Genomic DNA, 26,758 nt, shown 5'->3' with positions numbered 1-26,758 from the left:
TCAGGTGCGTGTTTTGGTCCAAAAGTTTGGGGGAACTTCAGTATCCAGTGCTGAACGTCGTGCCCAGGTTGCCGCAAAAGTTTCTGAAGCAGTGCGGGAGGGGTATTCACCTGTTGTCGTAGTCTCTGCGATTGGGCGCAGCGGCGATCCCTACGCCACAGATACCTTTATTAACCTGGTCAATGGTATTACCCTCGAATCGCCTAAGCGGGAAATGGATCTTTTGATGAGCTGTGGGGAAATCATATCGGGTGTGGTATTGACCAGTACCCTTAAGAACATAGGGCTCGATGTGGTCCTCTTAACCGGAGGTCAAGCAGGAATTATAACCAATGATTGTTATGGAGATGCCCGCATCATCCGCGTGGAGCCGAAAGCGATCCTTGATCATCTCAGTGAAGGTAGGGTTGTGGTGGTTACCGGTTTTCAAGGGATTACCGAAGACGGCCAGGTTACCACATTAGGTCGTGGGGGAAGTGATACCACTGCTTCAGCACTGGGTGTCGCTTTAAATGCTGAGGCCATCGATATTTATACTGATGTGGAAGGTATTATGACTGCCGATCCTCGCATTGTTGAGGATGCCCGTATCTTAGACGTAGTGACCTATAATGAGATCTGTCATTTGGCTCATCAGGGAGCTAAGGTCATTCATCCCCGTGCGGTTGAAATTGCTATGCAACGAAATATCCCCATCTGGATCAAATGTGCATTTTCCGATGCCCGGGGGACATTGGTAACCAGCATACAACCCGATATGGGAGCTGGAACAGATATTACGGGGGACCGAACGATTACGGGGATTGCTCATACACCCAATGTGACTCAGATTCAAGTACCTACTCATGATGCACCCGATATGCTGCAAGTCGATAAGCAGATCTTTAAGGGTATGGCTTTAGCGGATATTAGTGTCGACTTTATAAGTGTTCAACCTGAGAGTGTGCTTTACACCGTACCAGATGACTTAGCTAAAAAAGCTACAAAAATTCTTGAAAATTTAGGATTCAAGCCTACAGCGGTTCCGGGATGCGCCAAAGTCTCCATTGTTGGTGCGGGAATCGCAGGAGTTCCCGGTGTTATGGCCGACATGGTGGAGGCCTTATCTGATGCAGGCGTCCGTATTTTACAGTCAGCAGACTCTCACACAACCATATGGGTACTTGTCAATAAAGAAGATATGGTCCCGGCAGTGCAAGCACTTCACAAGAAGTTTCTTCTGAGTGCCTGTTAAAAAACGAGCAAATGAGGAGTTGAGAGAGATATGGCTTTGAATAGAATTATGACGGCAATGGTCACACCCTTTAACGACAAAATGGAAGTGAATTACCCGGAAGCCGAGAAATTAGCTCATTATCTCATAGAACATGGTTCTGATGGGATCGTTGTTTGCGGTACCACAGGTGAATCCCCTACAGTATCGGATGAAGAAAAGCTTGAACTTTTTAGAACGGTCAAGAAAGCTGTTGGGAGCAAAGCAACGGTAATAGCCGGAATTGGCTCCAATACCACGGACGGGAGCATTAACCTGGCCCGCAAAGCGGAGAAAACCGGGGCAGATGGACTCATGGCAGTGGTTCCCTACTACAACAAACCTTCACAAGAGGGATTGTATCAGCATTTTCGTGCTATCGCTGAAGCAATATCCTTGCCTTTGATGGTGTATAATATTCCCGGAAGAACATCCATTAATCTTCTTCCGGAAACAGTTCTACGGCTAAGTGAAATTCCCAACATAACATCCATTAAAGAAGCAGCCGGTTCAATGGATCAAGTCAGCGAAATGAGACGTATCTTACCGGAAGACTTCCTGATTTTTAGTGGTGACGATTCCTTGACATTACCCATGCTGGCTTTAGGTTGTGATGGAATAATCAGTGTAGCGGCTCATGTGGTCGGTGATGAAATCAAACAATTAGTTGAGGCCTGGTTTAACGGAGACCCACAGACTGCCCTTCAATGGCATCTAAAGCTCATGCCGATGTTCAAAGGAGTGTTTGTCACCACCAATCCAGTTCCTGTTAAATATCTTTTAAAGAAAGTAGGAATCAATGCAGGAGGGGTAAAACTTCCCCTTGTCTGTGCTGCTCCAGAAGAAGAAGCCTTCTTGGATGATCTCTATCAAAAAATCAAGGGATAAAAAAGGCTAAAGATAAACTTCATTGAAAAACAAGTGTATAAATTTTAAGAGGCAGAAATTCAACATTTTTTGGTTGAGTTTCTGTTTTTTCTGTCTCTTGTCTTTCTTTACGTAACGAGTTATAATAAAGTGACTGTATTGTGCGGTGAGTTTCATATTTGTTTGCGGAATATCAGCGAGTACCAGGGGCGTTGTATTCGTTTGTTATTTCGAATCTTTTTGTTTTCATTTTCGGGTGGAAGCAAATTAACAAGATCCATGAAAAAAAGGCACAAATAGTTTTCTGAAAAGGAAAAATATGGTGGAGGTGTAGAATTTTGCCAAAAGAACATAAGGTTCAGATCATACCTTTAGGCGGTTTAGGCGAGATCGGTAAAAATATGACCGTGATTCGCTACGATAATCAAATGATCGTTATAGATGCGGGGTTGGCATTTCCCGAAGATGAGATGCTGGGGATAGATATAGTCATCCCGGATTATTCTTATCTATTGGAACATAAAGAAATGGTTCAAGGAATCTTAGTCACCCATGGTCATGAAGACCATATTGGTGCACTGCCTTATCTTCTTAAAGACCTGGATGCCCCTATTTTTGCCACGCGCTTAACTCTGGGGTTGATTCAATCCAAATTAAAAGAAGGAAATCTAGATAGTATCAAAGCAACGGTAGTTCGTCCTAGAGATACTGTTAAACTTGGAGTTTTTAAAGTCGAGTTTATGAGTGTGAATCATAGCATTCCGGATGCTGTAGCGCTAGCGATACATACTCCTATGGGTACGATCATTCATACTGGGGATTTCAAAGTGGACCATACTCCTGTCATGGGTGAAAAAATTGATATTCATAAGTTTGCCGAACTCGGAGACAAAGGGGTCCTTTGCTTGCTGTCCGACAGTACCAATGTGGAACGGCCTGGTTTTACCATGTCTGAACGCAGCGTGGGACACATGTTTGAGGAAGCATTTAATAGTGCAAAAGACAGAATTATCATTGCTAGCTTTGCGACCAATGTGCACAGGCTTCAGCAAGTGATTACAGCAGCATACCATACCAACCGTAAGGTTGCTGTCGTTGGCCGGAGTATGGTTAACACTGTAGCTATAGCCTCAGAGTTGGGTTATTTGGATATACCTGAGGGCACTCTGGTCGATGTGGATGAAGTTATAAATTTGCCGGGTAATCAAGCCTGTATTCTAACCACAGGCAGTCAGGGGGAGCCTATGTCGGCTCTAACCCGAATGGCGATGAGCGACCATCGGCGTATTGAAATTCAACCTGGCGATACGGTCATCATATCTGCAAACCCTATCCCCGGCAACGAAAAATCAGTATCAAAAACCATTGACCTTTTGTTTAAGCTCGGTGCCAATGTGATTTACGAGTCTTTCCAAGGTATGCATGTTTCTGGACATGCCAGTCAGGAAGAACTTAAACTCATGCTCAATATGACTCGCCCTCAATACTTTATTCCTGTTCATGGTGAATATCGTATGCTTATTAAGCATGCTAAGCTGGCTGAACAGCTGGGAATTCCCAGAGAGAACACCTTTGTTGCTGATAATGGTACGATTATTGAGTTTACGCGCCATGGGGCAAGTATCGCAGGGAAAGTCTCCGCTGGGAAGGTCTTAATTGATGGACTTGGAGTCGGTGATGTCGGTAATATTGTGCTGCGGGATCGCAAACAGCTTTCTCAAGATGGAATCTTAATCGTGGTTATGACCATTAGCCGTAGTACCGGAGCTGTCGTAGCAGGCCCTGATGTAGTAACTCGTGGCTTTGTCTATGTTCGTGAATCGGAATCCATGCTTGAAGAAGCAAAAGATAAAGTAAAACAGACTATGGCTCGATTAAAGGAGAACCGTGTTACTGAGTGGGCTGTTTTGAAAGGTCAAGTTCGGGAAACCTTAAGCAAGCATTTCTACGAAAAGACACGGAGGCGCCCAATGATTCTTCCTATCATTCAGGAAGTTGAGTAGCGTAAGTGTAAATATTAGTAGTTGACCTAAGGGATCGTTCTTAGATTTTCTATAAGAATATTACCAAGTAGATTACCGAGCATAGTACAAAGGGGTATCGCAAAACTGCTTTTCAAAGTAGTCGGCGGCCCCTTTTTCATATGCTTTATCCAGAGTCCAGTCCCGAAAAGCGACTTTACCGGTGAGCTATTTTAATTTAAGCAGCAGCATGATGGTTGCTGGACCAATGGGCGGACCCCTTTCTTGTGGAGGCTGACGAATAGTATAGTTAAAATCCGCAGATAATGATAATTCTGTTAAAAAAACTGTCGAAAAAGCTGTTGACAATATAAACATAGTCTGCTAGAATCTATAAATGTCGCCACTGAATTGCGGCGGACGAAAAAACATCCTCTTACCGAGAGGTAAGGGAATGAAAAATTAGCAGTTGACGAAAGTCGCAAAAAGTGCTAAGATAAGTCTCGTTGCTGAAAACAGCAAATAGAAAAGATGGTCTTTGGTCGCTTCCCGCCGTCCATGGCTCCAGCGACACCCAGACCGTCCATGGTCTTTGAAAACTAAACAACAAGGAACAGCCAATGACTCGTCAAATGAGTAAAGACAATTTGAGCAATCAAATGTTCTTCATAAATTTTATGGAGAGTTTGATCCTGGCTCAGGACGAACGCTGGCGGCGTGCCTAACACATGCAAGTCGAACGGACTAACGTTTAGCACTGAGTGTTCAGTGAAGTTGGTTAAAGCGAGAGCTCGAACGTAGTGGAACGAAGAGAGAGCTCCACGCATTATAAAGTGCCAACACAGTTTATTAGAAAGAACATGAAGAACACTGAGTGCTAGACGTTAGTTAGTGGCGGACGGGTGAGTAACGCGTGGATAACCTACCCAATAGACCGGGACAACCCTTGGAAACGAGGGCTAATACCGGATAAGCTTATCCCATGGCATCATGGGATAAGGAAAGATGGCCTCTGAACATGCTATCGTTAATGGATGGATCCGCGTCTGATTAGCTAGTTGGTGGGGTAAAGGCCTACCAAGGCGACGATCAGTAGCCGGCCTGAGAGGGTGAACGGCCACACTGGGACTGAGACACGGCCCAGACTCCTACGGGAGGCAGCAGTGGGGAATCTTCCGCAATGGACGAAAGTCTGACGGAGCAACGCCGCGTGTACGACGAAGGCCTTCGGGTTGTAAAGTACTGTCTTCAGGGACGAACGGCAGGTATGAAAATATTGTACTTGCATGACGGTACCTGAGGAGGAAGCCCCGGCTAACTACGTGCCAGCAGCCGCGGTAATACGTAGGGGGCAAGCGTTGTCCGGAATCATTGGGCGTAAAGGGCGCGTAGGCGGATGATTAAGTCTGGTGTGAAAACCTAGGGCTCAACCCTGGGACTGCATCGGAAACTGGTTATCTTGAGGACAGGAGAGGAAAGTGGAATTCCACGTGTAGCGGTGAAATGCGTAGATATGTGGAGGAACACCAGTGGCGAAGGCGACTTTCTGGACTGTAACTGACGCTGAGGCGCGAAAGCGTGGGGAGCAAACAGGATTAGATACCCTGGTAGTCCACGCCGTAAACGATGAGTGCTAGGTGTAGAGGGTATCGACCCCCTCTGTGCCGCAGTTAACACACTAAGCACTCCGCCTGGGGAGTACGGCCGCAAGGTTGAAACTCAAAGGAATTGACGGGGGCCCGCACAAGCGGTGGAGCATGTGGTTTAATTCGACGCAACGCGAAGAACCTTACCAAGGCTTGACATCCATAGAATCCCGTGGAAACATGGGAGTGCCCTTCGGGGAGCTATGAGACAGGTGGTGCATGGTTGTCGTCAGCTCGTGTCGTGAGATGTTGGGTTAAGTCCCGCAACGAGCGCAACCCCTATGTTTAGTTGCCAGCAAGTAAGGTTGGGCACTCTAGACAGACTGCCGGTGACAAACCGGAGGAAGGTGGGGATGACGTCAAATCATCATGCCCCTTATGTCTTGGGCTACACACGTGCTACAATGGCCAGTACAGACGGAAGCGAAGCCGTGAGGTGGAGCAAATCCGAGAAAGCTGGTCTCAGTTCGGATTGTTCTCTGCAACTCGAGAACATGAAGTCGGAATCGCTAGTAATCGCAGGTCAGCATACTGCGGTGAATACGTTCCCGGGCCTTGTACACACCGCCCGTCACACCACGAAAGTCTGCAACACCCGAAGCCGGTGAGGTAACCCTTTTGGGAGCTAGCCGTCGAAGGTGGGGCCGATGATTGGGGTGAAGTCGTAACAAGGTAGCCGTATCGGAAGGTGCGGCTGGATCACCTCCTTTCTAAGGAGACATGTTCACTCTGGTAGTGAGCATATCCTAAGGTCGATGCTTTGAAGAACGTCACGGAAGCAATGAAGTGAAACGATTCAAAGTTGGAGAAGTCTTAAGAGACTTCTGAAAGCCGAAGAGGCAAAACGGAGCAATCCGTAAAGTATGAGAAATGAAGCTGTTGAAGTTAAAAGCTAACTTGTTGTTTAGTTTTGAGGGACCAGCAATGGAAACTCAATATTTTTTTGACCAAAAATAAGGAAGCTCATTGAGCAATCTTTTGAATTGGCAAAAATTACAGATTGAAAGTAAAGCTGAAAAATGCTAAACTAACAATCCGCTGAGAAATCAGCCACATGTTCTTTGAAAACTGCACAGAGAAGAAAAAAACTGTAATTAGGATAACATCTAAAACCTAGAAGTGGCGGCAAAAAACGTTTGGTCAAGCTACTAAGGGCGTACGGTGGATGCCTAGGCGCTAAGAGTCGAAGAAGGACGCGGCGAGCGGCGAAACGCCACGGGGAGCAGTAAGCATGCCTTGATCCGTGGATATCCGAATGGGGCAACCCATCCAGAGTCATATCTGGATATCTGTAACTGAATCCATAGGTTGCAGAAGACAACCCGGGGAACTGAAACATCTAAGTACCCGGAGGAAGAGAAAGAATAATCGATTCCCTGAGTAGCGGCGAGCGAAACGGGAACAGCCCAAACCAATCCCTTCGGGGGTTGGGGTTGTAGGACCCTCTATTAAGTCTGTATCTCTAGTCGAAGAGGTCTGGAAAGGCCGAGCAAAGAAGGTAACACTCCTGTAGGCGAAAGAGAGAAAGACTGTGAGGGTATCCTGAGTACCGCGGGACACGTGAAACCCCGTGGGAAGCTGGGAGGACCACCTCCCAAGGCTAAATACTCCTTAGCGACCGATAGCGAACCAGTACCGTGAGGGAAAGGTGAAAAGCACCCCGGGAGGGGAGTGAAAGAGAACCTGAAACCGTACGCTTACAAGCAGTCAAAGCACCATAAAGGTGTGATGGCGTGCCTTTTGTAGAATGAACCGGCGAGTTACGGTATGTAGCAAGGTTAAGACGAGAAGTCGGAGCCGAAGCGAAAGCGAGTCTGAAGAGGGCGATGAGTTACATGCTGTAGACCCGAAACCGTGTGATCTACCCATGGACAGGGTGAAGGTGGGGTAAAACCCACTGGAGGCCCGAACTCACTGTCGTTGAAAAGACAGGGGATGAGCTGTGGGTAGGGGAGAAATTCCAATCGAACACGGAGATAGCTGGTTCTCCCCGAAATAGCTTTAGGGCTAGCCTCAATTAATGATTCTTGGCGGTAAAGCACTGAATAGGCTAGGGGCCTTACCGGGTTACCGAACCTTATCAAACTCAGAATGCCAAGAATTTAGATTGGGAGTCAGACTGTGGGGGATAAGCTTCATAGTCAAAAGGGAAACAGCCCAGACCATCAGCTAAGGTCCCCAAGTATACGCTAAGTGGAAAAGGATGTGGAATTGCATAGACAACCAGGATGTTGGCTCAGAAGCAGCCACCATTTAAAGAGTGCGTAATAGCTCACTGGTCGAGTGGTTCTGCGCCGAAAATGTAACGGGGCTCAAGCGTATCACCGAAGCTATGGCTTGGAACGGAATTATTAAGTCTTTAGAAAAGGAGCACTAAGGGAAGTTGCATCAGGAATTTTGCTTCCAATGAGGAAGACAAAGGCTTGAATGAAAGCAAAATTTCCAAATGTCCTCAAGGGGCTCAAGAAAAGCTAAGGGTTTAATAATTCCGTTCCAGGGGTAGGGGAGCGTTCTATTCGCAGCGAAGTCAGACTGTGAGGTCTGGTGGAGTGAATAGAAGTGAGAATGCCGGTATGAGTATGCGAAAAGGTGAGTGAGAATCTCACCCGCCGAAAACCTAAGGATTCCTGGGGAAGGCTCGTCCGCCCAGGGTAAGTCGGGACCTAAGCCGAGGCGTAAAGCGTAGGCGATGGACAACTGGTTGAGATTCCAGTACCACTGAGAAGCGTTTGAGCGATGGGGTGACACAGAAGGATAGGTTAAGCGTGCCGTTGGTTGAGCACGCCCAAGCCCGTAGGGTGTGAGATAGGCAAATCCGTCTCGCGAATAAACCTAAAAGGTGATGGGGAGCGAAATAAGTAGCGAAGTAACCGACTCCAAGCTGTCAAGAAAAGCCTCTAGCGAGCTTACTTAGTGCCCGTACCGTAAACCGACACAGGTAGGTAAGGAGAGAATCCTAAGGCGCGCGAGAAAACCCTCGTTAAGGAACTCGGCAAAATGACCCCGTAACTTCGGGAGAAGGGGTGCTCTAGAGATAGAGCCGCAGAGAAGAGGTCCAGGCGACTGTTTATCAAAAACACAGGTTCCTGCCAATCTGAAAAGAGAAGTATAGGAGCTGACGCCTGCCCGGTGCTGGAAGGTTAAGAGGAGAGGTTAGCCCGAAAGAGCGAAGCTTTGAATTGAAGCCCCAGTAAACGGCGGCCGTAACTATAACGGTCCTAAGGTAGCGAAATTCCTTGTCAGGTAAGTTCTGACCCGCACGAAAGGCGTAACGATCTGGACACTGTCTCAACGAGGGACTCGGCGAAATTGTAATACCCGTGAAGATGCGGGTTACCTGCGACAGGACAGAAAGACCCCATGGAGCTTTACTGTAGCTTGACATTGGACTTTGGTATGAAATGTACAGGATAGGTGGGAGACTAAGAAGCTAGGGCGCCAGCCTTGGTGGAGTCACAGGTGGGATACCACTCTTTTTGTACTGAAGTTCTAACCTAGGCCCCTGAATCGGGGTTGGGGACCGTGTCAGGTGGGCAGTTTGACTGGGGCGGTCGCCTCCTAAAGAGTAACGGAGGCGCCCAAAGGTTCCCTCAGCGCGGATGGAAATCGCGCGAAGAGTGTAAAGGCACAAGGGAGCTTGACTGCGAGACCAACAAGTCGAGCAGGGACGAAAGTCGGGCTTAGTGATCCGGTGGTACCGAGTGGAAGGGCCATCGCTCAACGGATAAAAGCTACCCTGGGGATAACAGGCTTATCTCCCCCAAGAGTCCATATCGACGGGGAGGTTTGGCACCTCGATGTCGGCTCATCGCATCCTGGGGCTGTAGTAGGTCCCAAGGGTTGGGCTGTTCGCCCATTAAAGCGGTACGTGAGCTGGGTTCAGAACGTCGTGAGACAGTTCGGTCCCTATCCGTCGCAGGCGCAGGAAATTTGAGAGGAACTGACCCTAGTACGAGAGGACCGGGTTGGACGGATCACTGGTGTACCAGTTGTCTCGCCAGAGGCAGTGCTGGGTAGCTATATCCGGATCGGATAAGCGCTGAAAGCATCTAAGCGCGAAGCCGGCCTCAAGATGAGATTTCCCACAGCGTAAGCTGGTAAGACCCCTGAAAGATGATCAGGTAGATAGGCCCGGAGTGGAAGTGCGGCGACGCATGGAGCGGACGGGTACTAATCGGTCGAGGGCTTGACCTAACGAAAGGTCATGGAAAGGTCACCTCACTGAGGGGCTCAAGACTAAGGTGAGGAAAGATGGACGCTTAATTACAGTGAAGAAGACTCTGTGTAGTTTTGAGGGAACAGGAAGTTCGCTCAAAGATAACCACATAAAGATCTGGTGACTATACCGGAGGGGTACCACCCGTTCCCATCCCGAACACGGAAGTTAAGACCTTCAGGGCTGATGATACTTGGACCGCAGGGTCCTGGGAAAGTAAGTCGTTGCCAGGTAAGCGAATGGACTATGCAGTGATGCGTAGTCCATTTGAGTTATGTGGGTTATGTATGGGGAATTTGTTTAGGTATGGTTTTAGCTTTTTTCCTGGTGGAAAAAACATACCGGAGGAGTACCACCCCTACGCCGGCGCCACGTAGTTGATTTATGTGGCCGTGTGGCTTGGCCGAAATGATGTACTACATCATTTCGTATCCCGAACACGAAGTTAAGACCTTCAGGGCTGATGATACACTGCTACATAGACTTTCTGAGGCGCGCTACCTTAGTATCCACACGGCAGGAGTGTTCGTCTGTGGAGGCTGTGTGGCGAAAGGCTCATCCGCCTTTCGTGTTGCCGGGTAACGAAGAGACCGTCTGAATAAGATGGTCTTTTCCCTTCTGCAGAACATGCGAAGTAACTTCATAACCTCATTCGAAAGGTTCTATATGACTTTTTACAGCGCAAAGTGAAATCTTCCTGGTTTTTAGGTTTAATTATTATAGTATTCTACGGAATAGCTCATTGGGAATCTACGAATTACCAAGACATCTTTGTACCAGGGAATGTGGATGTTGCTCTATTTGGAATCATCTTCTACGCTTTGGGGCATTTATTCCATGAAAAGGATTGGTTCAATAAAGAACGAGTAGGTCGATTATTGTTGCTCGGATCTATAGCTTATTTAACAGTCTTTTTCTATTTGTATGATGAAGGCATGATTCGCTTTGGGTTAGATTTAAAGCATCGCCAGTATTATTTTTTTGGCACGGTTATTTTAACCCCTTTATCGTGTACAATAATCATAGCATTTTTAAGCAAGTTGCTTAGCCGCATTAAGGTGATTCGTAAAGTGTTGGGGTTTTTAGGGCAGGCCACCATGGAGATAATGTATCTCCATGTCATGACCGGAGTCATCATAAGTGATTTTATCCCTTTACCATGGTATTTATTTTCATTAACAGGGCTGCTCTTTCCTAGTGCCTGGTATTATATTCTGTTAAAACTCAAGGAACTAAAAAATGTTCGCAGCCACAGTTTAACAGCGGGTCATTTTAAATAAAGAAAGTTCCAACTTCTGGGCAAACCCACCCAATCGTACCCAAACAGGTTAATCTTCACTCGTTACCTAGCAAAAGAAAAAATCTAAAATATAATAAGAGGTGCTATAATAAACTAGAAGTGGTGTAATAATGAAGGATCAGATAATTCGAAAAATCCAAGGTTTGCTTTTCCCCGCCTTACTGATTATCCTATGGCAAGGTGTTAGTTATTTTGGCTGGGTTAACCCCTATCTTTTGCCTTCACCGGGTGATATTATGGGAACGCTTGCGGAACTCTTATTCACCGGGGAGATTTTTATCCATATTAAATCGAGCCTTTTTAGACTGGGAGTGGGAATGGCAATTACCATAGTACTTGCTGTTCCCCTTGGTTTGTTCATTGGGCTTTTTAGCGGAGCCCAGAGGTTTATCACTCCGACTTTAGCATTTCTGCAGCAAATTCCGTCCATTGCCTGGATTCCTGTCTTTATTCTTTGGCTTGGAATAGGGGAGGGTTCTAAGATTGCGCTGATGGTCTATGCAGCCTTTTTTCCAGTCTTTATTAACACCTTATTTGGGATTCAATCCGTAGACCAGAGGTTAAAAGAAGTGGCCCAGGCCTTTAGCTTAGGCTACAGGACAAGGATCACTCATATTTATCTTCCTTCGGCGGCACCTCATTTTTTCGTTGGCATACGGTTAGGCTTCAGCAACTGTTGGCGTGCCCTTGTAGCCGCCGAAATTATTGCCTCCTCAAAGGGATTAGGCTATCTGCTGATGGAGGGAAGAAATTTAGCCCAGGCGGAGTTGATTTTTGTATCGATTTTTATTATCGGCAGTCTTGGAGCATTAATTGACTATGCTATTAAGTACCTTGAGCAAAGAGCATTGCCTTGGAATAACGCATGATAGAGGAGAAAAAATGAGGCCGCTTTTAGAGATCAATGGGTTAAGGAAAGAGTTTATCACCCCCAGAACGAATATAACTGCCTTAGCAGATATATATATGACTGTAGCAAAGGGTGAGTTTGTATGTCTGGTTGGGCCCAGCGGTTGTGGGAAAACAACCTTGCTGCGTCTTATCGCGGGTTTAGAGCGTCCGACGGCTGGAACAGTGTCCGTTCTGGGCAATGAAGTCCTCGAGCCTGGCCGGCAGTGCGGGATGGTTTTTCAAGAACCACGACTCTTCCCTTGGCTTACCGTGGCTGAAAACATTGGGGTGGGGATCAAGGGAAGACTCGCGGCTTCTGATTTGCAAAAGGCAGTGAGTCATCACCTGGAGCTCATAGGCTTAATGGATTTTGCCCAGGTCTATCCCCGTGAATTATCCGGGGGTATGGCCCAAAGGGTAGCCATCGCCCGGGCCTTGGCCATTGACCCGGAAATTCTCCTTTTGGACGAACCCTTTTCAACATTGGATGCACTGACACGAAGACGAATGCAGGATGAGATTTTACAGCTTTGGCGAGCTACAGGCAAAACCATGATCATGGTGACTCATGATATCCATGAAGCTATTCATCTCGGAGAGCGGGTCTTAGTTTTTTCGCCTTCCCCCGGCCGAATTACTCACATCTTTGATGTGGGAAAGGAGAAGAGGCTGGCGCAAACCACGGATTCCCAAAACTTGATAGACATTGAGCGAGAGATTATGAGTTGCCTGAACCCTATAAACTAAAAACGCAAAGGAAAGAAGGATGATCCTTGTTAAGAAGAAGAAAACCATTGATCTATTTACTGTGTCTTTTTCTATTTTTGCTGGGAGCACAAGGCTGCAGTATAGAGAAGGGGAGCCAGCCGGAAGATAAAGGGATTCCGGCCTTAACCCAGATTAACGCATCTTACTCCACACGGCCCATTAACGTTCCTGCTATCGTTGCACTTGATCGGCTTAATTTTGAGAAGGCTTTTCAAGCAGAGGGTATCGATTTTAAATGGACTGAGATTGCGGCGGGACCGGCACAGCTTGAAGCCCTGGCTTCGAAGAGTATCGATATAAGCACCTCTATGAACTATGTTTCCGCTTTACTGGCCAAAGCCAATGGCAACGATATCCGGGTCGTTGCCGGGTATTCTCAATTTCCTGAAGGGATCGCCATCGTCGCTGGAACAGATCGGAATGTAAAAACATTGGCCGATCTAAAGGGTAAGAAAATAGCCCTGCAAAAGGGGACCATGCTCCATGAGTTCCTGATCAAGGCACTGGAAAAAGCGAACTTAAGCCCTACGGACGTGGAAATGGTGGCCATGGAATCTGTGGATGCAGCTCCTGCCATGATGGGAGGGCAGATTGACGCAGCTATTTTGCCCGAGCCTCTCCTGACAAAAGTGATCAGTTCAGGAAAAGGAATTTTAGTTCAAAATGCCGAAGGATTTATTACCGGTCAAACTTTTATCGTCGCGCGATCAGACTTTGCCTTGAATCATCCCGAGGCGGTTAAACGCTTTATCCAACTCCATGAGGAAAGTATTCAATGGGCTGAGCAGAACAAAGAGCAGTTTTACACTTTTGCCGGTGAACAGCTGAAGCTCGAACCTAAAGCAGTGGAGGCACTTTACCCGAAATTCGTGTTTTCTACTCAGATTAATTCGCAAATGATCCATGAGCTTAAGGAATCAGCACAGTTTCTCCAAAAGAATGGGTTTATCAAGTCAACAGTAAACACGGATCAATTAGTGGATGATCTGGTGGACATTTCTTTCCTATAGGTCCTGAGTTTTCATACCACTCAACCTGGACTAAGCCTTTGAGAGATGTAGATCGACCGCTTACCCTCAATTTTGAACAGGAAAAGGTCTATATTGTGCCGCTTGCGGAAATATTCTTATTATTTGAAAAGATTTGGTGTACAATATAACTAACAAGAGAGAGGGAAAAAGAGGAGTGATACTGATGAAGGTTTATGTTGTGAAATGTATGGATACCAACTTTGTCAGCTCAATAGATAAGATTTTTATTAATAAACAAGAGGCAGAAAGATATGCCGCCCTTCAAACGAAGAAATACGACTTTGTAACCTTCATGGTCACTGAATATCAGGTATTTAGTGAGGTAAGCCAGTGCAGCCTGGCAGTTTAACTTAATAAAGGAGTTTAGAGCATCATTATGCTATAAAATGGTCGAAGATAAGCAGGTCGCCTGGAATTTGACAGGTAGCCTGCTTAATTTGTATTTTCAGATTTTTATTATCTAGATAACAAGGTAATTATAAATAACTATAAAAAGAGAAGAGAGCAAATGCAGGCTCTCTTCTCTTTTTATGAAAACGTGTTTATTCGTTAGGGAAAATGAACAAACTAAGCAATGCCAAGCTAATTTTATGAATGCAAAAAGGAAAAGGGTCAAAAGGAGGAAGGTATTTTGAAATCCAAGAGAAGAATATTACTCGGACTGCTAGTGATCGCATTGGCTATTACAGTACTCATAGGCTGTAAGAACCAAAAACCTGGCCCAGGGACAGCTGTTACTCCGCCGCCAACGGGTCAACAGACGGCGCAATATGTGGGCAGTGACAGCTGCAAAACCTGCCACGCAGAATATCATACCAATTTTGAGAAATCCCATCATGCCGGTGCCTTTAAGCCTCTGTCAGATTATTCCTTAACCCAGCCCGCGGGGCAAATCAAGCTTTTTGATTCCAAAGCTACGGATAAGACGGGGAACCTCGATCTGGCCAATAAGGACCAAGTCTATGGGGTCATGATGGATCACTACGTTGTCGCCAAAGCGCCCGAAGGTTTCACAGATAAGGTATATCGTGTTGCTTCCCTCGAAAAGTCGGGAGATAAGTACGTCATCAAACCTGCGAAAGAAACGGATGTTGACAAGGATGGCAAGCCCGACTATACAGCGGAAAGCTATACATGCGGCAGTTGTCATTCACCGGGTATCGAAGTCAGTTCAAAGGACTATGGAGTATCTTGTGAATCCTGTCATGGCCCTGGAGGAAACCATGTTACCGCCACTACGAAGGCAGGAACGATGGATACAAAAGCGGCGGCCAACGCCTGCAATTCCTGTCACGAAAGCAACCCCAGCAAGAACGATAAAGGAGTATGGACAGCTAATACTCACTATGGAGCACGGAACTATTTTGCCAGCAAGCATGGACAAAGCTCCATGAACTGTATGACATGTCACGAAACCCATAAACCTAATGCCAGTGGCTTGCTTCTCAAGGCGGATAAAGCTCAGGATATCTGCGCTAAGTGCCACGAAGGAAAATCCTTTGATCTTGATAAAATGATGTGGAAGAACCCCACCGATGCACGAGGACATTTTACCAAGGATCATAGCTTTGGCGCCCTTCCCTACGAAAAATTAGGCGATGATAAAAAGACGCCTGAGATTGAGATTACTAACCAGGAAGCCATCGATTTGATTACCAAGCTGCTTCCTGATACCGCTAAAAAATAAGCAGACTTTTTAATTGTTTTGTCCAATATAGGCTCCCTTGAGGTAGAAAGAGGATTCTTCCTACGATCAAGGGAGCCTTTTTATACCTATAAAACCCATGCCTTTTGGCGGTACTGCAAAATAAAGATTCTGCTCCCGTTGGCAAGTTGAATAATGCATTTAAGCAGAGATTCAAGACAACTGAGTGAGAATTTCTTGTATAGATGGAAAATTCATAATATTATGATAAGAACACATATTATCGATATAGTCAGGACTTCAGTAGAGTGAGAATAAGCAAAGGAGTGGGGATTATGAAAGAGCCGGTCTGGTATAATTGTTATGAGGAAGGGGTACGGAAAACTCTCGAGATCGAAAACATATCCTTATACGAAATGTTCGAGCGCAGTGCTAAAAGTTTTGGACAGCGGCCGGCTATCGTTTTTGGAGGTAAGACCTGGACTTATACTGACATGGAACTGGATGTCGATCGTTTAGCCAAGGCCTTAATCAGACTTGGTGTAAAGCCCAAGGACCGGATTTCTATCAATATGCCCAACTCTGCAACCTGGATGATTAGCTTCTTTGCCATTATGAAAATTGGCGCCATTGTGGTTCAGACCAACCCCCTCTATGTCGAAAGCGAGCTGAAAGCGCTGATGAATGATTCCGGCGCGATAGGTATGATTACAGTTGCACCCCTTTATCCGAGAGTTCAGGGAATCCGTCAGGAAACCTCTCTTAAATGGGTTCTTGTGGAAGGACTAAGGGCCATGGGTATGGATGAAGGAGAAGGAACTTGTGATTTCCATACTTGCGTTAGTGATGATTCTGAGGTTGAATGGACCAAGCCGGATATTGACCCACAGACGGACATTGCCGTGTTGCAATATACCGGAGGAACCACAGGCACTTCCAAGGGTGCCATGCTCTCCCACAGCAATCTATATGCCAATGCCTATCAGATTTGGGAATGGCTTAAAGGAACACCGGGACAAGAGAAATCCTTATGTGCCATCCCCCTGTTTCATATCTACGCCTTATCCGTCTGTATGAATACTTCGATCTTTGGGGGGAGTGCAGTCATTCCTATTCCCAAATTCGATGCGGATCTCATCTTAAAATTGATTAACGATGAAAAGCCCACCCTTTATCCAGGAACGCCAACCATGTATGTGGCGTTGATTAACCATCCCAAGATTAAAGAGTTTGATGTTTCCTCCATACGAGCATGTGTCAGCGGTTCTGCTCCCTTGCCTGTGGAAGTCGCACTGCGCTTTGGGGAATTGACCGGCGGAAAATTAGTGGAGGGCTATGGATTATCTGAGGCATCTCCTGTGACCCATATTAACCCCTTCTGCAGCGCCCGTGTCGGCTCAATTGGAACCCCTGTTTCCAATACCCAGGCCAAGATTGTGGATATAGAGATAGGGGATAAAGAACTTCCTGTAGGGGAAGTAGGAGAGCTCGCCGTAAAAGGTCCCCAAGTCATGCTGGGGTATTGGCAAAGAGAAAATGAAACCAGAGCGGTGCTGCGGGACGGATGGCTGTATACTGGTGATCTGGCCCGGATGGATGAAGATGGGTACTTTTATGTTGTTGATAGGAAAAAGGATATGATTATCACCGGCGGCTATAATGTTTATCCCCGCGAAATTGAAGAAGCATTGTATGCCCATCCCGCTGTCAGAGAAGCGATATGTGCCGGGGTTCCGGATTCATACTGGGGTGAGAAAGTAAAAGCTTATGTAGTGCTTAGAGAGGCACAGCAAGTTACAGAAGAAGAACTTCTTAATTATTTGAAGAAAGAATTAGCTTCCTATAAAGTTCCTAAGCAAATTGAAATCAGGGATAATCTTCCTAAGACAGCAGTTGGTAAGGTCCTCAGAAGATTTCTGGTTGAGGAGGAAAAACAAAAACTGGAAGAACAGGCCAAGGAAGCTTGATAAAGAAAGCACGGCATGAAAAGTCTAATATATTAAGCAAAAGAAGCGAGTTCAACCTCGCTTCTTTTGCTTGTAAGTGCTCTCTGAGAGAGTCACCTCATTTGCATGGAGATCATGCTGGCCGTCATGATGTCCTTGCACTATTTAATTTGTTTTTACCCTTTAATATCGGTGCCTTTACCCATCTGTTCTTCAGCAAATGCCACCATCTTTTTGACCATGTTACCACCAATTTGTCCGACTTCTCGGGTGGTCATGTTGGCAAAACCTCTTTCCTGGATGTCGTCGTCCAAATGGAGCTCTTCTGCAACTTCCCATTTAAGTTGATCCAATTGTCTTTCGGATTCAGGAACCATCGGCGTTTTATTGCTCATGTAACCTGCCTCCTTTTTTATTAGAACATTTGGGAAATCTTCAAGAGTCATTATTAGAATAACCCAATCAAAGAATTCTATACATAAAAATAAAAAGAGCCCAACACTTTGCTGGGCATAGAGCAGAGGGGTTAGATTGAGGAGGAGTGAAATGAGAAGGTAACTAATGTACCACACAAAATTAGATTGATGTGCATTTCACAATAAGATTGTAACCTATTTCGCAAGCTTTGGCTAGCCCTTTTTAAAATTTCCGAAAATTAAAATTATTTACTTAATACCTCTTTCGAGTGTAGAATGTATTTACATGGTTAGGTAGGACAGAAAGCGGGTAAAGTTTATGAGGACAGCTTATTTTATCCATCTCAATGGTATCGTTCAAGGTGTAGGCTTTCGACCCTATGTCTACCGTTTAGCTCAGGAAATGGGGATTAAGGGATGGGTAAATAATTCCAGTCATGGAGTCACTATTCATGCTGAGGGCCCACAAGTTCCAGCCTTCTATAGGCGCTTGCTTCAAGAGGTGCCTCCTTTAGCGAAAATTACTCATCAAGAATACCGTGAAGTGGCCTTTGCCAATTATCCAGGTTTTGAAATCCTCCAAAGCCAGGATGAAGGACAGGCTGATGTGCTCATTTCACCGGATATAGGGACCTGCGGGAATTGCTTGGCCGATCTCAGGGATCCGGATAATTTACGTTATCAATACCCCTTTACCAACTGCACCAATTGCGGTCCACGCTACACGATTATTCGAGATGTACCCTATGATCGTGTTCACACGACTATGGAAGCCTTTCCCATGTGCCCCGTCTGTGCTCAGGAATATGAAGACCCCCTGAACCGGCGCTTTCATGCTCAGCCTGTAGCTTGCTCCCGATGCGGTCCTACTGTTCAGCTTATGAATGTTCAAGGTGATATTTGCTCTGGTCTGGGTGTTGAACAAATAGCCCGGGGAGAGATTTTGGCCGTCAAGGGGTTAGGCGGATTTCACTTAGTCTGTGATGCAGGGAATCCGGAAGCTGTCCGGCGCTTACGTCAGCGTAAAGAAAGAGGAGCAAAGCCTTTTGCTTTAATGGCTCGTAACCTTGAGGTCATTCAGAGATACCTTAAGATATCGTTGAAAGAGGAAGAACTTTTAAAGAGTTCTTCGGCTCCTATTGTGATATTAGAAAGAAAAAAAGGTGATGAGGAAGGTCTGCCCTATGAGCTTGCTCCAGGACTTCATACCTTAGGAGTGATGCTTCCTTATACCCCGCTCCACGCCCTGCTTTTCGACGGACCCTTTGATTTTTTGGTTATGACCAGCGGGAATCTCAGTGGTCGTCCTCTGATTTATATCAATGAAGAAGCTGTCCGGGATCTAAAAGGGATTGCCGACTATTTTCTCCTTCATAATCGGGATATTTTTCATCCCTGTGATGATTCGGTGGTTCAGGTCATTGGGGATGAGGCTGTCTTTCATCGGCGGGCTCGCGGTTATGTTCCGCTGCCTCAAAAATGTCCAAAGGAGTTCAATGCTTCAATCCTGGGAGTGGGCGGAGAATTGAAAAATGCCTTTTGTCTGGGTGCCGGGAGCAGAGCCTTTACCAGTCAGTATATTGGAGATATGGAAGGGTACGAGAACTTTCAGCGCTTTCGTCAGGAGCTGGCATCCTTCCAAAAGGTCGTACAAATTGTTCCTGAGGTGGTAGCTTATGATGCGCATCCGAATTTCCAGACCACAAACTTTGCCTTGGCAGGTCCATGGCCTCAGAAGATAAAAGTTCAGCATCATCATGCCCACCTAGTGAGTGTCTTGGGAGAGCATGGCATAACAGCCCCTACCTTAGGCGTGGTTTGTGATGGGACAGGCTGGGGTGAGGATCAAAAAATTTGGGGATTTGAGTTTTTAAAAGGGAATGCTGAAGGATATCGGCGTTTGGCTCATTTGGAATATCTGCCCTTGCCCGGAGGAGATACTGGGGCCAAGCATCCCTTGCGTATTGCTTATGCCTATGGGAAAGCGCTGCTCTCCGAAAAGGAATGGCTGATGACGGAGAGATTATGGGAAAGGCTCCCAGCTCATGAGCAAAAGATTCTTAATCAGCAATTAGAAAAAAAACTTCAAATCTTTGAGACATCCAGTGGAGGCAGGCTATTTGACGCTGTGAGCGCCTTGCTTGATATCTGCACGAGAGTTACCTATGAAGGGCAGGCTGCTATTGAATTAGAGAGTCAGGCTACCCAGTGGCTCTTCAGAAATAGTGAAGCCGCTCTTTCTTATAGCAAAACGTCTCCAAATGTTTGTGACCTTGAACCGCGCTATCCTTTAGAGTGGGCTAAGGATGGGGAGTGCTTAATCCTAAAGGTGAAAGAACTATATCAGGGTATTATTCAGGATGTGCTCGAGGGAAAAGACCCCGGTTTTATTGCTTATCATTTTCATGATTCCATCGCTCATGGGATTATCCGGACGGTGCTTAAGCTCCAGGAAAGTGCAGATCCCCTTGTGTTGACCGGTGGAGTCTTTCAAAATAAACTCTTAACGGAAAAGGTATTGGCGCTATGTCAAGCCTTTGCGATCCCAACCATCCGGGCCAAGGAGCTGCCGCCGGGTGATGGAGGACTGGCCTTAGGTCAAGTATTGATAGGGAATGAGAGGTGCTCATAATGTGTATAGCTATTCCTGCCCGGGTCGTATCCATAGATGAGATGCTGGCCAAAGTGGATATGATGGGCAATGAACGTATCGTCGGTACCCATTTAGTGCCTGAGGTGCAAGTAGGTGATTATGTCTTGGTTCATGCCGGGTTTGCGATTGAAATCGTTGACCAGCAGTATGCTAAGGAGACAGAAGAATTATTAATAGAGGAAGCGAATGCTCGTGAAGAATTATAATTCGGGTCAATCTGTTAAAGAAGCGGCGGAAAACTATTTAAGAGAAATCCGGGAATTAGCGGCTGTTCCCTATACCGTAATGGAGGTATGCGGAACCCATACCGTGGCTATTGCTAAGAATGCCTTGCGGGATTTGCTGCCGCCCCAGATTCGCTTGGTCTCTGGTCCCGGGTGTCCTGTATGTGTTACAGACGGCAGCGATATTGATCAGTTTCTTTATCTGGCCGCCCAGCCGAATGTCATTACCGCAACCTTTGGGGATATGATTCGGGTGCCCGGATCGAAAAAAAGTTTGCAAATGCTCCGTGGAGAAGGTGCGGATATCCGCATTGTCTATTCCACACTGGATGCTTTAGATCTTGCCCGGAAGAACCCGGACAAGGAAGTTGTATTTCTCGGGGTAGGCTTTGAGACTACAGTTCCCACGGTGTCTGTCAGCATTGAACAGGCCCAAAAAGAAGGCATCGGGAATTACAGTGTCTTATCCATGCATAAGCTTGTTCCTCCTGTCCTTCGTGCTTTAGCGGAGGACGAGGAGACTGAAGTAGACGGGTTTTTAGACCCGGGTCATGCTTGTGCAATTATCGGAAGCGAAGCATTGGCCTTTATGGCTGAGGATTATGGCATGCCCGGAGTCGTTACAGGTTTTGAGGCTCTGGATATCCTGGAAGGGTTGGCCATGCTTCTCCGGCAAAGAGCCCAAGGCCGCTCGGAAATTGAAATTCAATATCATAAGATCGTAAAACCGGAAGGTAATCCTGTGGCTCAAGCTTTAATTCATAAGATCTTTGAGCCGGTTGATGCAGCATTTCGGGGACTCGGTATCATCCCTCAAGGAGGACTGGGGATTCGTAAGGAATACGAAGATTGGGACGCCGCGAGAAAATTTGATCTCCCGGAGTTTGAGAGCATAGAAATCCCTGGCTGCCGTTGCGGGAATGTCCTGAAAGGGCAGATTGCTCCCACCGAGTGCCCATTATTTGCACGGAAGTGCACCCCCTTGTCGCCTGTGGGACCTTGCATGGTTTCCTCAGAAGGGTCTTGTGCGGCCTATTACCGATATACTCAAAGGAGTGGGATGTAGATGGAGCGAATCATTATGGCCCATGGCAGTGGGGGGCGTCTAAGCCATCAATTGGTAGAGGAGATTTTTCAAAAGCATCTGAGCAATGATTTTCTTAACCAAATGAATGATGCCACTTATATACCCGGAAGTGAAAAACTAGCCATAACCACGGACTCCTTTGTAATTTCTCCTGTTTTTTTTCGAGGGGGAGATATTGGTAAGTTAGCCGTATGCGGTACCGTCAATGACCTGGCCGTATCGGGAGCTCAGCCCCGCTACCTTTCCCTGGCAGTGATCCTGGAAGAAGGATTTCTGATTGAGGATCTCGAAAGAATTGTGATGAGCATTGCTGAAACTTCTCGAAAAGCCGGTGTCCCCATCGTCTGCGGGGATACCAAGGTAGTAGAGCGCGGTAGTGCGGATAAAATCTTCATTAATACTACGGGAATAGGATCGATCCAGGAACGATGGGTAGGGCCTCAGTATATTAAACCAGGGGATTATGTCCTGATCAGCGGTACTATTGGCGATCATGGGATTTCCATTCTTGCCGATCGGGAGGGGCTGGAATTTGAGACTCCTGTCATCAGTGATTGTGCACCTTTAAATCACCTGATCGACAGCTTTTATATGCCGGGAGTGCATTGCATGCGTGACCCTACCCGGGGTGGCGTAGGGACAACCTTAAATGAGCTGGCACGTCAGGCCCATGTCAGCATCCTTCTTGAAGAAGAAAAGCTACCTCTCCATCCTGGAGTCGCAGGAGCTTGCGGAATGTTAGGATTGGACCCTCTTTATCTTGCCAATGAGGGGAAAGTGCTAGTGATCGCTTCACCGGAAGCGGTAGAAGGGGTCTTATCACAGATGAGAGCTCATCCCCTTGGTAAAGAGGCAACGGTTATAGGCAGGGTCGCAGAAGACGATCCGGGATTTGTCCTGCTCAAGACTCCTCTGGGGGGAAAACGAATTGTTGGAATGCTTGAAGGAGAGCATTTGCCAAGGATTTGCTGAAGACCATTGAGATATTAAGAGGTGTGGAGGTTTGGGATGAGAGTTGCAGTCATTGATGGACAAGGCGGAGGAATGGGGAAGCATATCGTGGAACAATTGCGCAAACGCATGCCGGATCTGGAGATATTAGCTCTCGGAACCAATGCTTTAGCCACGGGCGCCATGCTTAAAGCTGGTGCCACCGAAGGGGCTTCCGGAGAAGCTGCGATCTGCTACAACGCCCATCGGGTCGATATTATAGCAGGCTCTTTAGCCATTTCCACAGTTCATGGTCTGCTGGGTGAGATTACACCAGAGATTGCCGGAGCACTATCCTCAAGCCCGGCCCTGAAACTTCTCATACCTATTCAGAGAAGCAATACCATCATAACAGGAATTACCCGTATGCCCTTGCCCCATCATGTCGAGCAATTGGTGGATGAGGTTGAGAGAAGAATAAAAGAGTAAAAAGGAAATAAGAAAGGGAGGCCGCTGACCAAGTAGTTTTGCGGCTTCCCTTGTTGTACTTAGAAAAAGACTTGTCAACTGATTCTCCAGGATTTTGCTTTACACCGTTCGCTCCATAAGCTGCGCGGACAAAACTAACGCTCAAGCTCTCCGCTCCGAAAGGTGCCCGGCCAAATCGCTCCTGCTCAATGGCCGGTTGGAAACGTCCTGTTTCCAACCTTTCTCCGCTACATGCTTTTCGCGAAGTTTTGTTACCGCTCGCTTAAATTCGCTCACTTTTGTAAAGCAAAATCCTTGGGTTATCTTTCGGGTCTGAACAGTGCAGCTACCCGACTCGTATCGCCCTTTTCATCCTCTGCTGGTGCTACGGCAGCGGCATGACCGTCTACTCTGAAAAAGACCCCAAAAAGGGCTAAGAAAGACCCACAAGCGTAGCTTTACGCACAAGAGCGAACGGATTTAGCGGAGGGGCGGTCGGGTCAACGAGGCTTTCTTAACGCAGCGAGCCACTGGTTCACATGCAGAAAGCAGCGGGGTTTGGCAGAGCTGTTAAGAAAGCGAGTTGGCCAGCCCCGGAGCTATAGAGTGAGCGTTGTGCGTAAAGCTACACGACCCGGACAACGTTTTTTATCAGTCAGTGGGCTTCTGATCATTGTTCTTATTGTCGGGGAGCGGTGTAGCACCGCCTGCGGCTTCATTGGCGGTTCCTGCGCCCGGGGTTTGCCCTGCATCGGGATTGGCCGCACCGCCGGCGGTTGCACCCATGGCAAGATTAGCCTGAAGCTGAGCCTGGCGGGCAAAGTCAATTCCTTCGCCAAGGACACGAAGGGCTTCATTGGGGCTGTGGAAGCCCATACTGTTTTCGGCGGCAATATAATCCCAGCGCCACTGGGCTTTACGGTGCAGATCCCGGGCTTTACTCATGGCATCGGCTTTGGCGTTGGGATTTTTATCGGCGGCCACGATAGCATCTATGGCATCACCCAGAGCGTTTTCAAGGATTGTCCGTGTAGCAAAGACTTTATCCTGGGTCGTGATGACCTGATTTTTCAGATAGTCCTCGCTTTGACGATGGCAAGTCTGGCAGGACTCACTAATGGTGTTCAGGGGGCTTTGAATATGGTGGGAGGAGATCTTCGAAGTTCCTTCCTTGACATAAGGCATATGGCAGTCAGCGCAAGCCACACCATTAGCGGCATGAACTCCGGTGGAACTTAGCTCATAATCGGGATGCTGGGCTTTCAGCATGGGAGCCCCGGTCTCAGCATGATTCCAATCTTTAAAGTTTATTTCTTCATAATACTTTTCTGCGTCATCGGCGGTAAGGCCATACTTCCAGGGATAAGTTACTTTCTTATTCTCATCAGCGAAATGATATTCCACATGGCACTGGGCACACACCATAGTGCGCATTTCCTGACGGCTAAGTTGGTTAGGATCAATTCCCCGCTCCTTTAGTGCATTGAGTAGAGTAACCCGGGTAATGCGCAGATTCATGGTCTCCGGGTCATGGCAATCCGCGCAGGCAATGGGGATGGTGATTTGATCTTTGAGCTGCAGGAAAGGGGTGGACCAAAAGTCATCCCCCATTTTCTCGATTAAACCGGGAACTTGAGGGCTTTTGCAGTTCCAACAGGAACTGATGGTTTTTTCGTTAACCCGTAATGTGGTGGTGACATCCTCCAGGGCATAGATATGACCCCGATCATCATTATAGTCTTCTGAGAATCCATAACCGGCAAAAAGTCTCTTTTGGATAGGATATTTTTCAAGATGGGATTCAGGCAAAGAACCTTCGTATTTGGAGTTGCCCTTTGTCATTTCCTTCTGTTTGTTTTGGCTGGCATATTGATCAGGGTAGACCTTTCCCCAGGTCTCGGAATCAAGGGCCCCTTCCGGGATGGTGGCAGCGGTTCGAGGGGAGGGAGTGATTTCCGAAGCACAGCCAAAGACCAGCACAGATGAGACTGCTAAGAACAATGAGACAAGTAAAAAGCTTTTCCAAGGTTTTTGCATTTATGAGCCTCCTATCGAGTGAAGTGGTGTTGAAATGGTTTGTGTACCAAAGGATTGGGTACCTTGTCCGTGGGGGGTATTTCTATGACAATCAAAACATTGAGGACCATCCGCGATCCGGATGTTGGCTACCACCGCTTGATGACAGCGCAGACAATTCTTCTGAATGACATTTTGGCTCCATTCTGAAGTATGCAATACTACCGGTTGATCAAAAGCGTTTTTATAGACATCCTTCATTCCGGAATATCCTTTATAGACCAGGGAATAGGCGATATTGGAACCATGATAAAGATGACAGTCACCGCACCCCACAAGTTCTTCCCGGTGAACACTGTGCAATTGCGTTTCATAAGCTTCTTCCATGATGTGGCAAGTGGTTCCGCAATAATGAGTGGTTGAAGTGTATTCATATATGTAGGCAATAAAAAGGACAAATAGGGCCAGCGCAGGTATGCTGATCACAAGAAGTTTTTTGTATTTACGTGGTATGGGTGCCAAAAACAAAACCTCCTCTCCGTTTTTGTCTAGTATGATGAGCTAGAAGGTTTTTCATTCCCTTAAATGGCTTTACAGGCCAAAATTCTCTTGGTACAATAGGCTTTGGACTTAAACTAAGGAGGAGTCGCTGTGGCTGGACATTCGAAGTGGGCGAATATTAAACATAAAAAAGCAAAAGCTGATGCGCAAAAAGGAAAAATCTTTACAAAGCTTGGCAGGGAACTCATTGTGGCTGCTCGGGCCGGCGGTGGAGATCCTAATAATAATTTCCGATTAAAAATTGCTGTTGAAAATGCTAAATCTGCCAATATGCCTAACGACAATATACAAAGAGCCATTCAAAAAGGTGTTGGGGGCGGAGAAGGGGAAAGTTATGAAGAACTTCGCTATGAAGGCTATGGTCCAGGGGGAGTAGCTATCATGGTGGACATCATGACCGATAACCGCAACCGCACGGCCGGTGAAGTGCGTCATATCTTTTCTAAGCATGGAGGCAATCTGGGAGAAACGGGCTGCGTGAACTGGATGTTCAATGAAAAGGGCCAGTTGACGATTCTCAAAGAAGATTTAAAATTTGATGAAGATGAACTGATGCTTCTTGCTCTTGAAGCAGGGGCAGAGGATCTGCAGCAGGATGAAGAGAGTTTTATTGTCTATACAGCTCCTGATGATATGGAGGCGGTGCGGCAGGCATTGCTCGATCAGGGAATTGAGATAGAGGAAGCGAAGATTAACCAGGTTCCTCAAAATACCATTGAGATAGCCGATATGGATCAGGCAAAGAAGCTGGTTCGTATGATGGAACTCCTGGAAGACCATGATGATTCCCAAGGAGTCTATGCAAACTTTGAGTTTGCTGATTCGATTAACGAAGAGGAACTGGACTAATTGTAACGAATTGAGAGTTCTGCGCTGTTTA

General features: G+C 46.8%; 19 protein-coding genes and 3 rRNA genes. 19 read left to right on the top strand and 3 right to left on the bottom strand.

From position 1 onward, the window contains the following. The first annotated feature begins 4 nt into the window (after positions 1-4). The 13 genes from dapG to DESDE_RS14790 all read left to right on the top strand — a co-directional run bounded on the left by dapG (position 5) and on the right by DESDE_RS14790 (position 17,544). Positions 5-1,234, top strand: a complete 1,230-nt coding sequence (gene dapG / locus DESDE_RS14850; protein ID WP_014794840.1) for an aspartate kinase — start codon at positions 5-7, stop codon at positions 1,232-1,234. Positions 1,235-1,264: 30 nt separating this feature from the next. After that, positions 1,265-2,140, top strand: coding sequence for a 4-hydroxy-tetrahydrodipicolinate synthase (gene dapA / locus DESDE_RS14845; RefSeq protein ID WP_014794839.1), 876 nt, complete (start codon positions 1,265-1,267; stop codon positions 2,138-2,140). 317 nt (positions 2,141-2,457) lie between these two features. Continuing rightward, the gene (locus DESDE_RS14840; protein WP_014794838.1) at positions 2,458-4,122 is read left to right on the top strand and encodes a ribonuclease J; all 1,665 of its coding nucleotides are present in this window, start codon (positions 2,458-2,460) and stop codon (positions 4,120-4,122) included. Between the two features lie 632 nt (positions 4,123-4,754). Further along, a 16S ribosomal RNA gene (locus DESDE_RS14835) occupies positions 4,755-6,436 on the top strand. Positions 6,437-6,864: 428 nt separating this feature from the next. Further along, a 23S ribosomal RNA gene (locus DESDE_RS14830) occupies positions 6,865-9,920 on the top strand. A 138-nt stretch (positions 9,921-10,058) separates the two neighbouring features. Continuing rightward, positions 10,059-10,175: ribosomal RNA gene (gene rrf / locus DESDE_RS14825) — 5S ribosomal RNA — on the top strand. The 16S, 23S and 5S rRNA genes sit together here, the layout of an rRNA operon. Positions 10,176-10,628: 453 nt before the next feature. Continuing rightward, positions 10,629-11,222, top strand: a complete 594-nt coding sequence (locus DESDE_RS14820) for a hypothetical protein (protein WP_242831260.1) — start codon at positions 10,629-10,631, stop codon at positions 11,220-11,222. A 130-nt stretch (positions 11,223-11,352) separates the two neighbouring features. Further along, on the top strand, positions 11,353-12,111 hold the full coding sequence (locus tag DESDE_RS14815; protein WP_014794836.1) for an ABC transporter permease: 759 nt from the start codon (positions 11,353-11,355) through the stop codon (positions 12,109-12,111). Between the two features lie 13 nt (positions 12,112-12,124). After that, entirely contained in the window at positions 12,125-12,880 is a 756-nt protein-coding gene (locus DESDE_RS14810; RefSeq protein ID WP_014794835.1) for an ABC transporter ATP-binding protein, read from the top strand. Between the two features lie 26 nt (positions 12,881-12,906). Beyond that, complete coding sequence (locus DESDE_RS14805) at positions 12,907-13,911, top strand: NrtA/SsuA/CpmA family ABC transporter substrate-binding protein (protein ID WP_014794834.1); 1,005 nt, start codon at positions 12,907-12,909, stop codon at positions 13,909-13,911. A 184-nt stretch (positions 13,912-14,095) separates the two neighbouring features. Further along, positions 14,096-14,281, top strand: coding sequence for a hypothetical protein (locus DESDE_RS14800; protein ID WP_014794833.1), 186 nt, complete (start codon positions 14,096-14,098; stop codon positions 14,279-14,281). A 282-nt stretch (positions 14,282-14,563) separates the two neighbouring features. Further along, the gene (locus DESDE_RS14795) at positions 14,564-15,619 is read left to right on the top strand and encodes a cytochrome c3 family protein (protein ID WP_014794832.1); all 1,056 of its coding nucleotides are present in this window, start codon (positions 14,564-14,566) and stop codon (positions 15,617-15,619) included. Positions 15,620-15,912: 293 nt separating this feature from the next. Then, positions 15,913-17,544: a long-chain-fatty-acid--CoA ligase gene (locus DESDE_RS14790; protein WP_014794831.1), complete on the top strand. Its 1,632-nt coding sequence runs from the start codon at positions 15,913-15,915 to the stop codon at positions 17,542-17,544. Positions 17,545-17,699: 155 nt separating this feature from the next. Here the strand turns inward: DESDE_RS14790 and DESDE_RS14785 are convergent, their stop codons facing one another. Next, positions 17,700-17,918, bottom strand: coding sequence for an alpha/beta-type small acid-soluble spore protein (locus tag DESDE_RS14785; protein ID WP_014794830.1), 219 nt, complete (start codon positions 17,916-17,918; stop codon positions 17,700-17,702). A gap of 340 nt (positions 17,919-18,258) precedes the next feature. On the opposite strand from DESDE_RS14785, the gene hypF reads away from it, so the two are divergent. Genes hypF through DESDE_RS14760 form a run of 5 tightly spaced genes read left to right on the top strand, consistent with a single transcriptional unit; the run spans position 18,259 to position 23,322 of the window. Next, complete coding sequence (gene hypF, locus DESDE_RS14780) at positions 18,259-20,571, top strand: carbamoyltransferase HypF (RefSeq protein ID WP_014794829.1); 2,313 nt, start codon at positions 18,259-18,261, stop codon at positions 20,569-20,571. Continuing rightward, entirely contained in the window at positions 20,571-20,798 is a 228-nt protein-coding gene (locus tag DESDE_RS14775; RefSeq protein ID WP_014794828.1) for a HypC/HybG/HupF family hydrogenase formation chaperone, read from the top strand. The genes hypF and DESDE_RS14775 overlap by 1 nt, the downstream gene beginning before the upstream one ends. Further along, complete coding sequence (gene hypD / locus DESDE_RS14770) at positions 20,779-21,882, top strand: hydrogenase formation protein HypD (protein ID WP_014794827.1); 1,104 nt, start codon at positions 20,779-20,781, stop codon at positions 21,880-21,882. The genes DESDE_RS14775 and hypD overlap by 20 nt, the downstream gene beginning before the upstream one ends. Continuing rightward, entirely contained in the window at positions 21,883-22,875 is a 993-nt protein-coding gene (gene hypE, locus DESDE_RS14765) for a hydrogenase expression/formation protein HypE (protein ID WP_014794826.1), read from the top strand. 36 nt (positions 22,876-22,911) lie between these two features. Continuing rightward, on the top strand, positions 22,912-23,322 hold the full coding sequence (locus DESDE_RS14760) for a DUF3842 family protein (protein ID WP_014794825.1): 411 nt from the start codon (positions 22,912-22,914) through the stop codon (positions 23,320-23,322). Positions 23,323-23,952: 630 nt separating this feature from the next. Here DESDE_RS14760 and DESDE_RS14755 read toward each other — a convergent pair. Next, positions 23,953-25,338: an ammonia-forming cytochrome c nitrite reductase subunit c552 gene (locus tag DESDE_RS14755; protein WP_014794824.1), complete on the bottom strand. Its 1,386-nt coding sequence runs from the start codon at positions 25,336-25,338 to the stop codon at positions 23,953-23,955. Then, a complete protein-coding gene (locus tag DESDE_RS14750; RefSeq protein ID WP_014794823.1) occupies positions 25,339-25,839 on the bottom strand; it encodes a cytochrome c3 family protein in 501 nt (166 codons plus the stop codon). 129 nt (positions 25,840-25,968) lie between these two features. On the opposite strand from DESDE_RS14750, the gene DESDE_RS14745 reads away from it, so the two are divergent. Continuing rightward, on the top strand, positions 25,969-26,727 hold the full coding sequence (locus DESDE_RS14745) for a YebC/PmpR family DNA-binding transcriptional regulator (protein ID WP_014794822.1): 759 nt from the start codon (positions 25,969-25,971) through the stop codon (positions 26,725-26,727). Positions 26,728-26,758: the final 31 nt, after the last annotated feature.

The organism is Desulfitobacterium dehalogenans ATCC 51507, assembly GCF_000243155.2.
Taxonomy (GTDB): domain Bacteria; phylum Bacillota; class Desulfitobacteriia; order Desulfitobacteriales; family Desulfitobacteriaceae; genus Desulfitobacterium; species Desulfitobacterium dehalogenans.
This window is presented reverse-complemented; position numbering and strand designations above follow the sequence as displayed.

Coding starts and splice junctions, on each gene's coding strand:
- dapA (WP_014794839.1), top strand. CDS start 1,265: ATGGCTTTGAATAGAATTATGACGGCAATGGTCACACCCTTTAACGAC.
- DESDE_RS14815 (WP_014794836.1), top strand. CDS start 11,353: ATGAAGGATCAGATAATTCGAAAAATCCAAGGTTTGCTTTTCCCCGCC.
- DESDE_RS14810 (WP_014794835.1), top strand. CDS start 12,125: ATGAGGCCGCTTTTAGAGATCAATGGGTTAAGGAAAGAGTTTATCACC.
- DESDE_RS14800 (WP_014794833.1), top strand. CDS start 14,096: ATGAAGGTTTATGTTGTGAAATGTATGGATACCAACTTTGTCAGCTCA.
- DESDE_RS14790 (WP_014794831.1), top strand. CDS start 15,913: ATGAAAGAGCCGGTCTGGTATAATTGTTATGAGGAAGGGGTACGGAAA.
- DESDE_RS14785 (WP_014794830.1), bottom strand. CDS start 17,918: ATGAGCAATAAAACGCCGATGGTTCCTGAATCCGAAAGACAATTGGAT.
- hypF (WP_014794829.1), top strand. CDS start 18,259: ATGAGGACAGCTTATTTTATCCATCTCAATGGTATCGTTCAAGGTGTA.
- DESDE_RS14775 (WP_014794828.1), top strand. CDS start 20,571: ATGTGTATAGCTATTCCTGCCCGGGTCGTATCCATAGATGAGATGCTG.
- hypD (WP_014794827.1), top strand. CDS start 20,779: ATGCTCGTGAAGAATTATAATTCGGGTCAATCTGTTAAAGAAGCGGCG.
- hypE (WP_014794826.1), top strand. CDS start 21,883: ATGGAGCGAATCATTATGGCCCATGGCAGTGGGGGGCGTCTAAGCCAT.
- DESDE_RS14760 (WP_014794825.1), top strand. CDS start 22,912: ATGAGAGTTGCAGTCATTGATGGACAAGGCGGAGGAATGGGGAAGCAT.
- DESDE_RS14755 (WP_014794824.1), bottom strand. CDS start 25,338: ATGCAAAAACCTTGGAAAAGCTTTTTACTTGTCTCATTGTTCTTAGCA.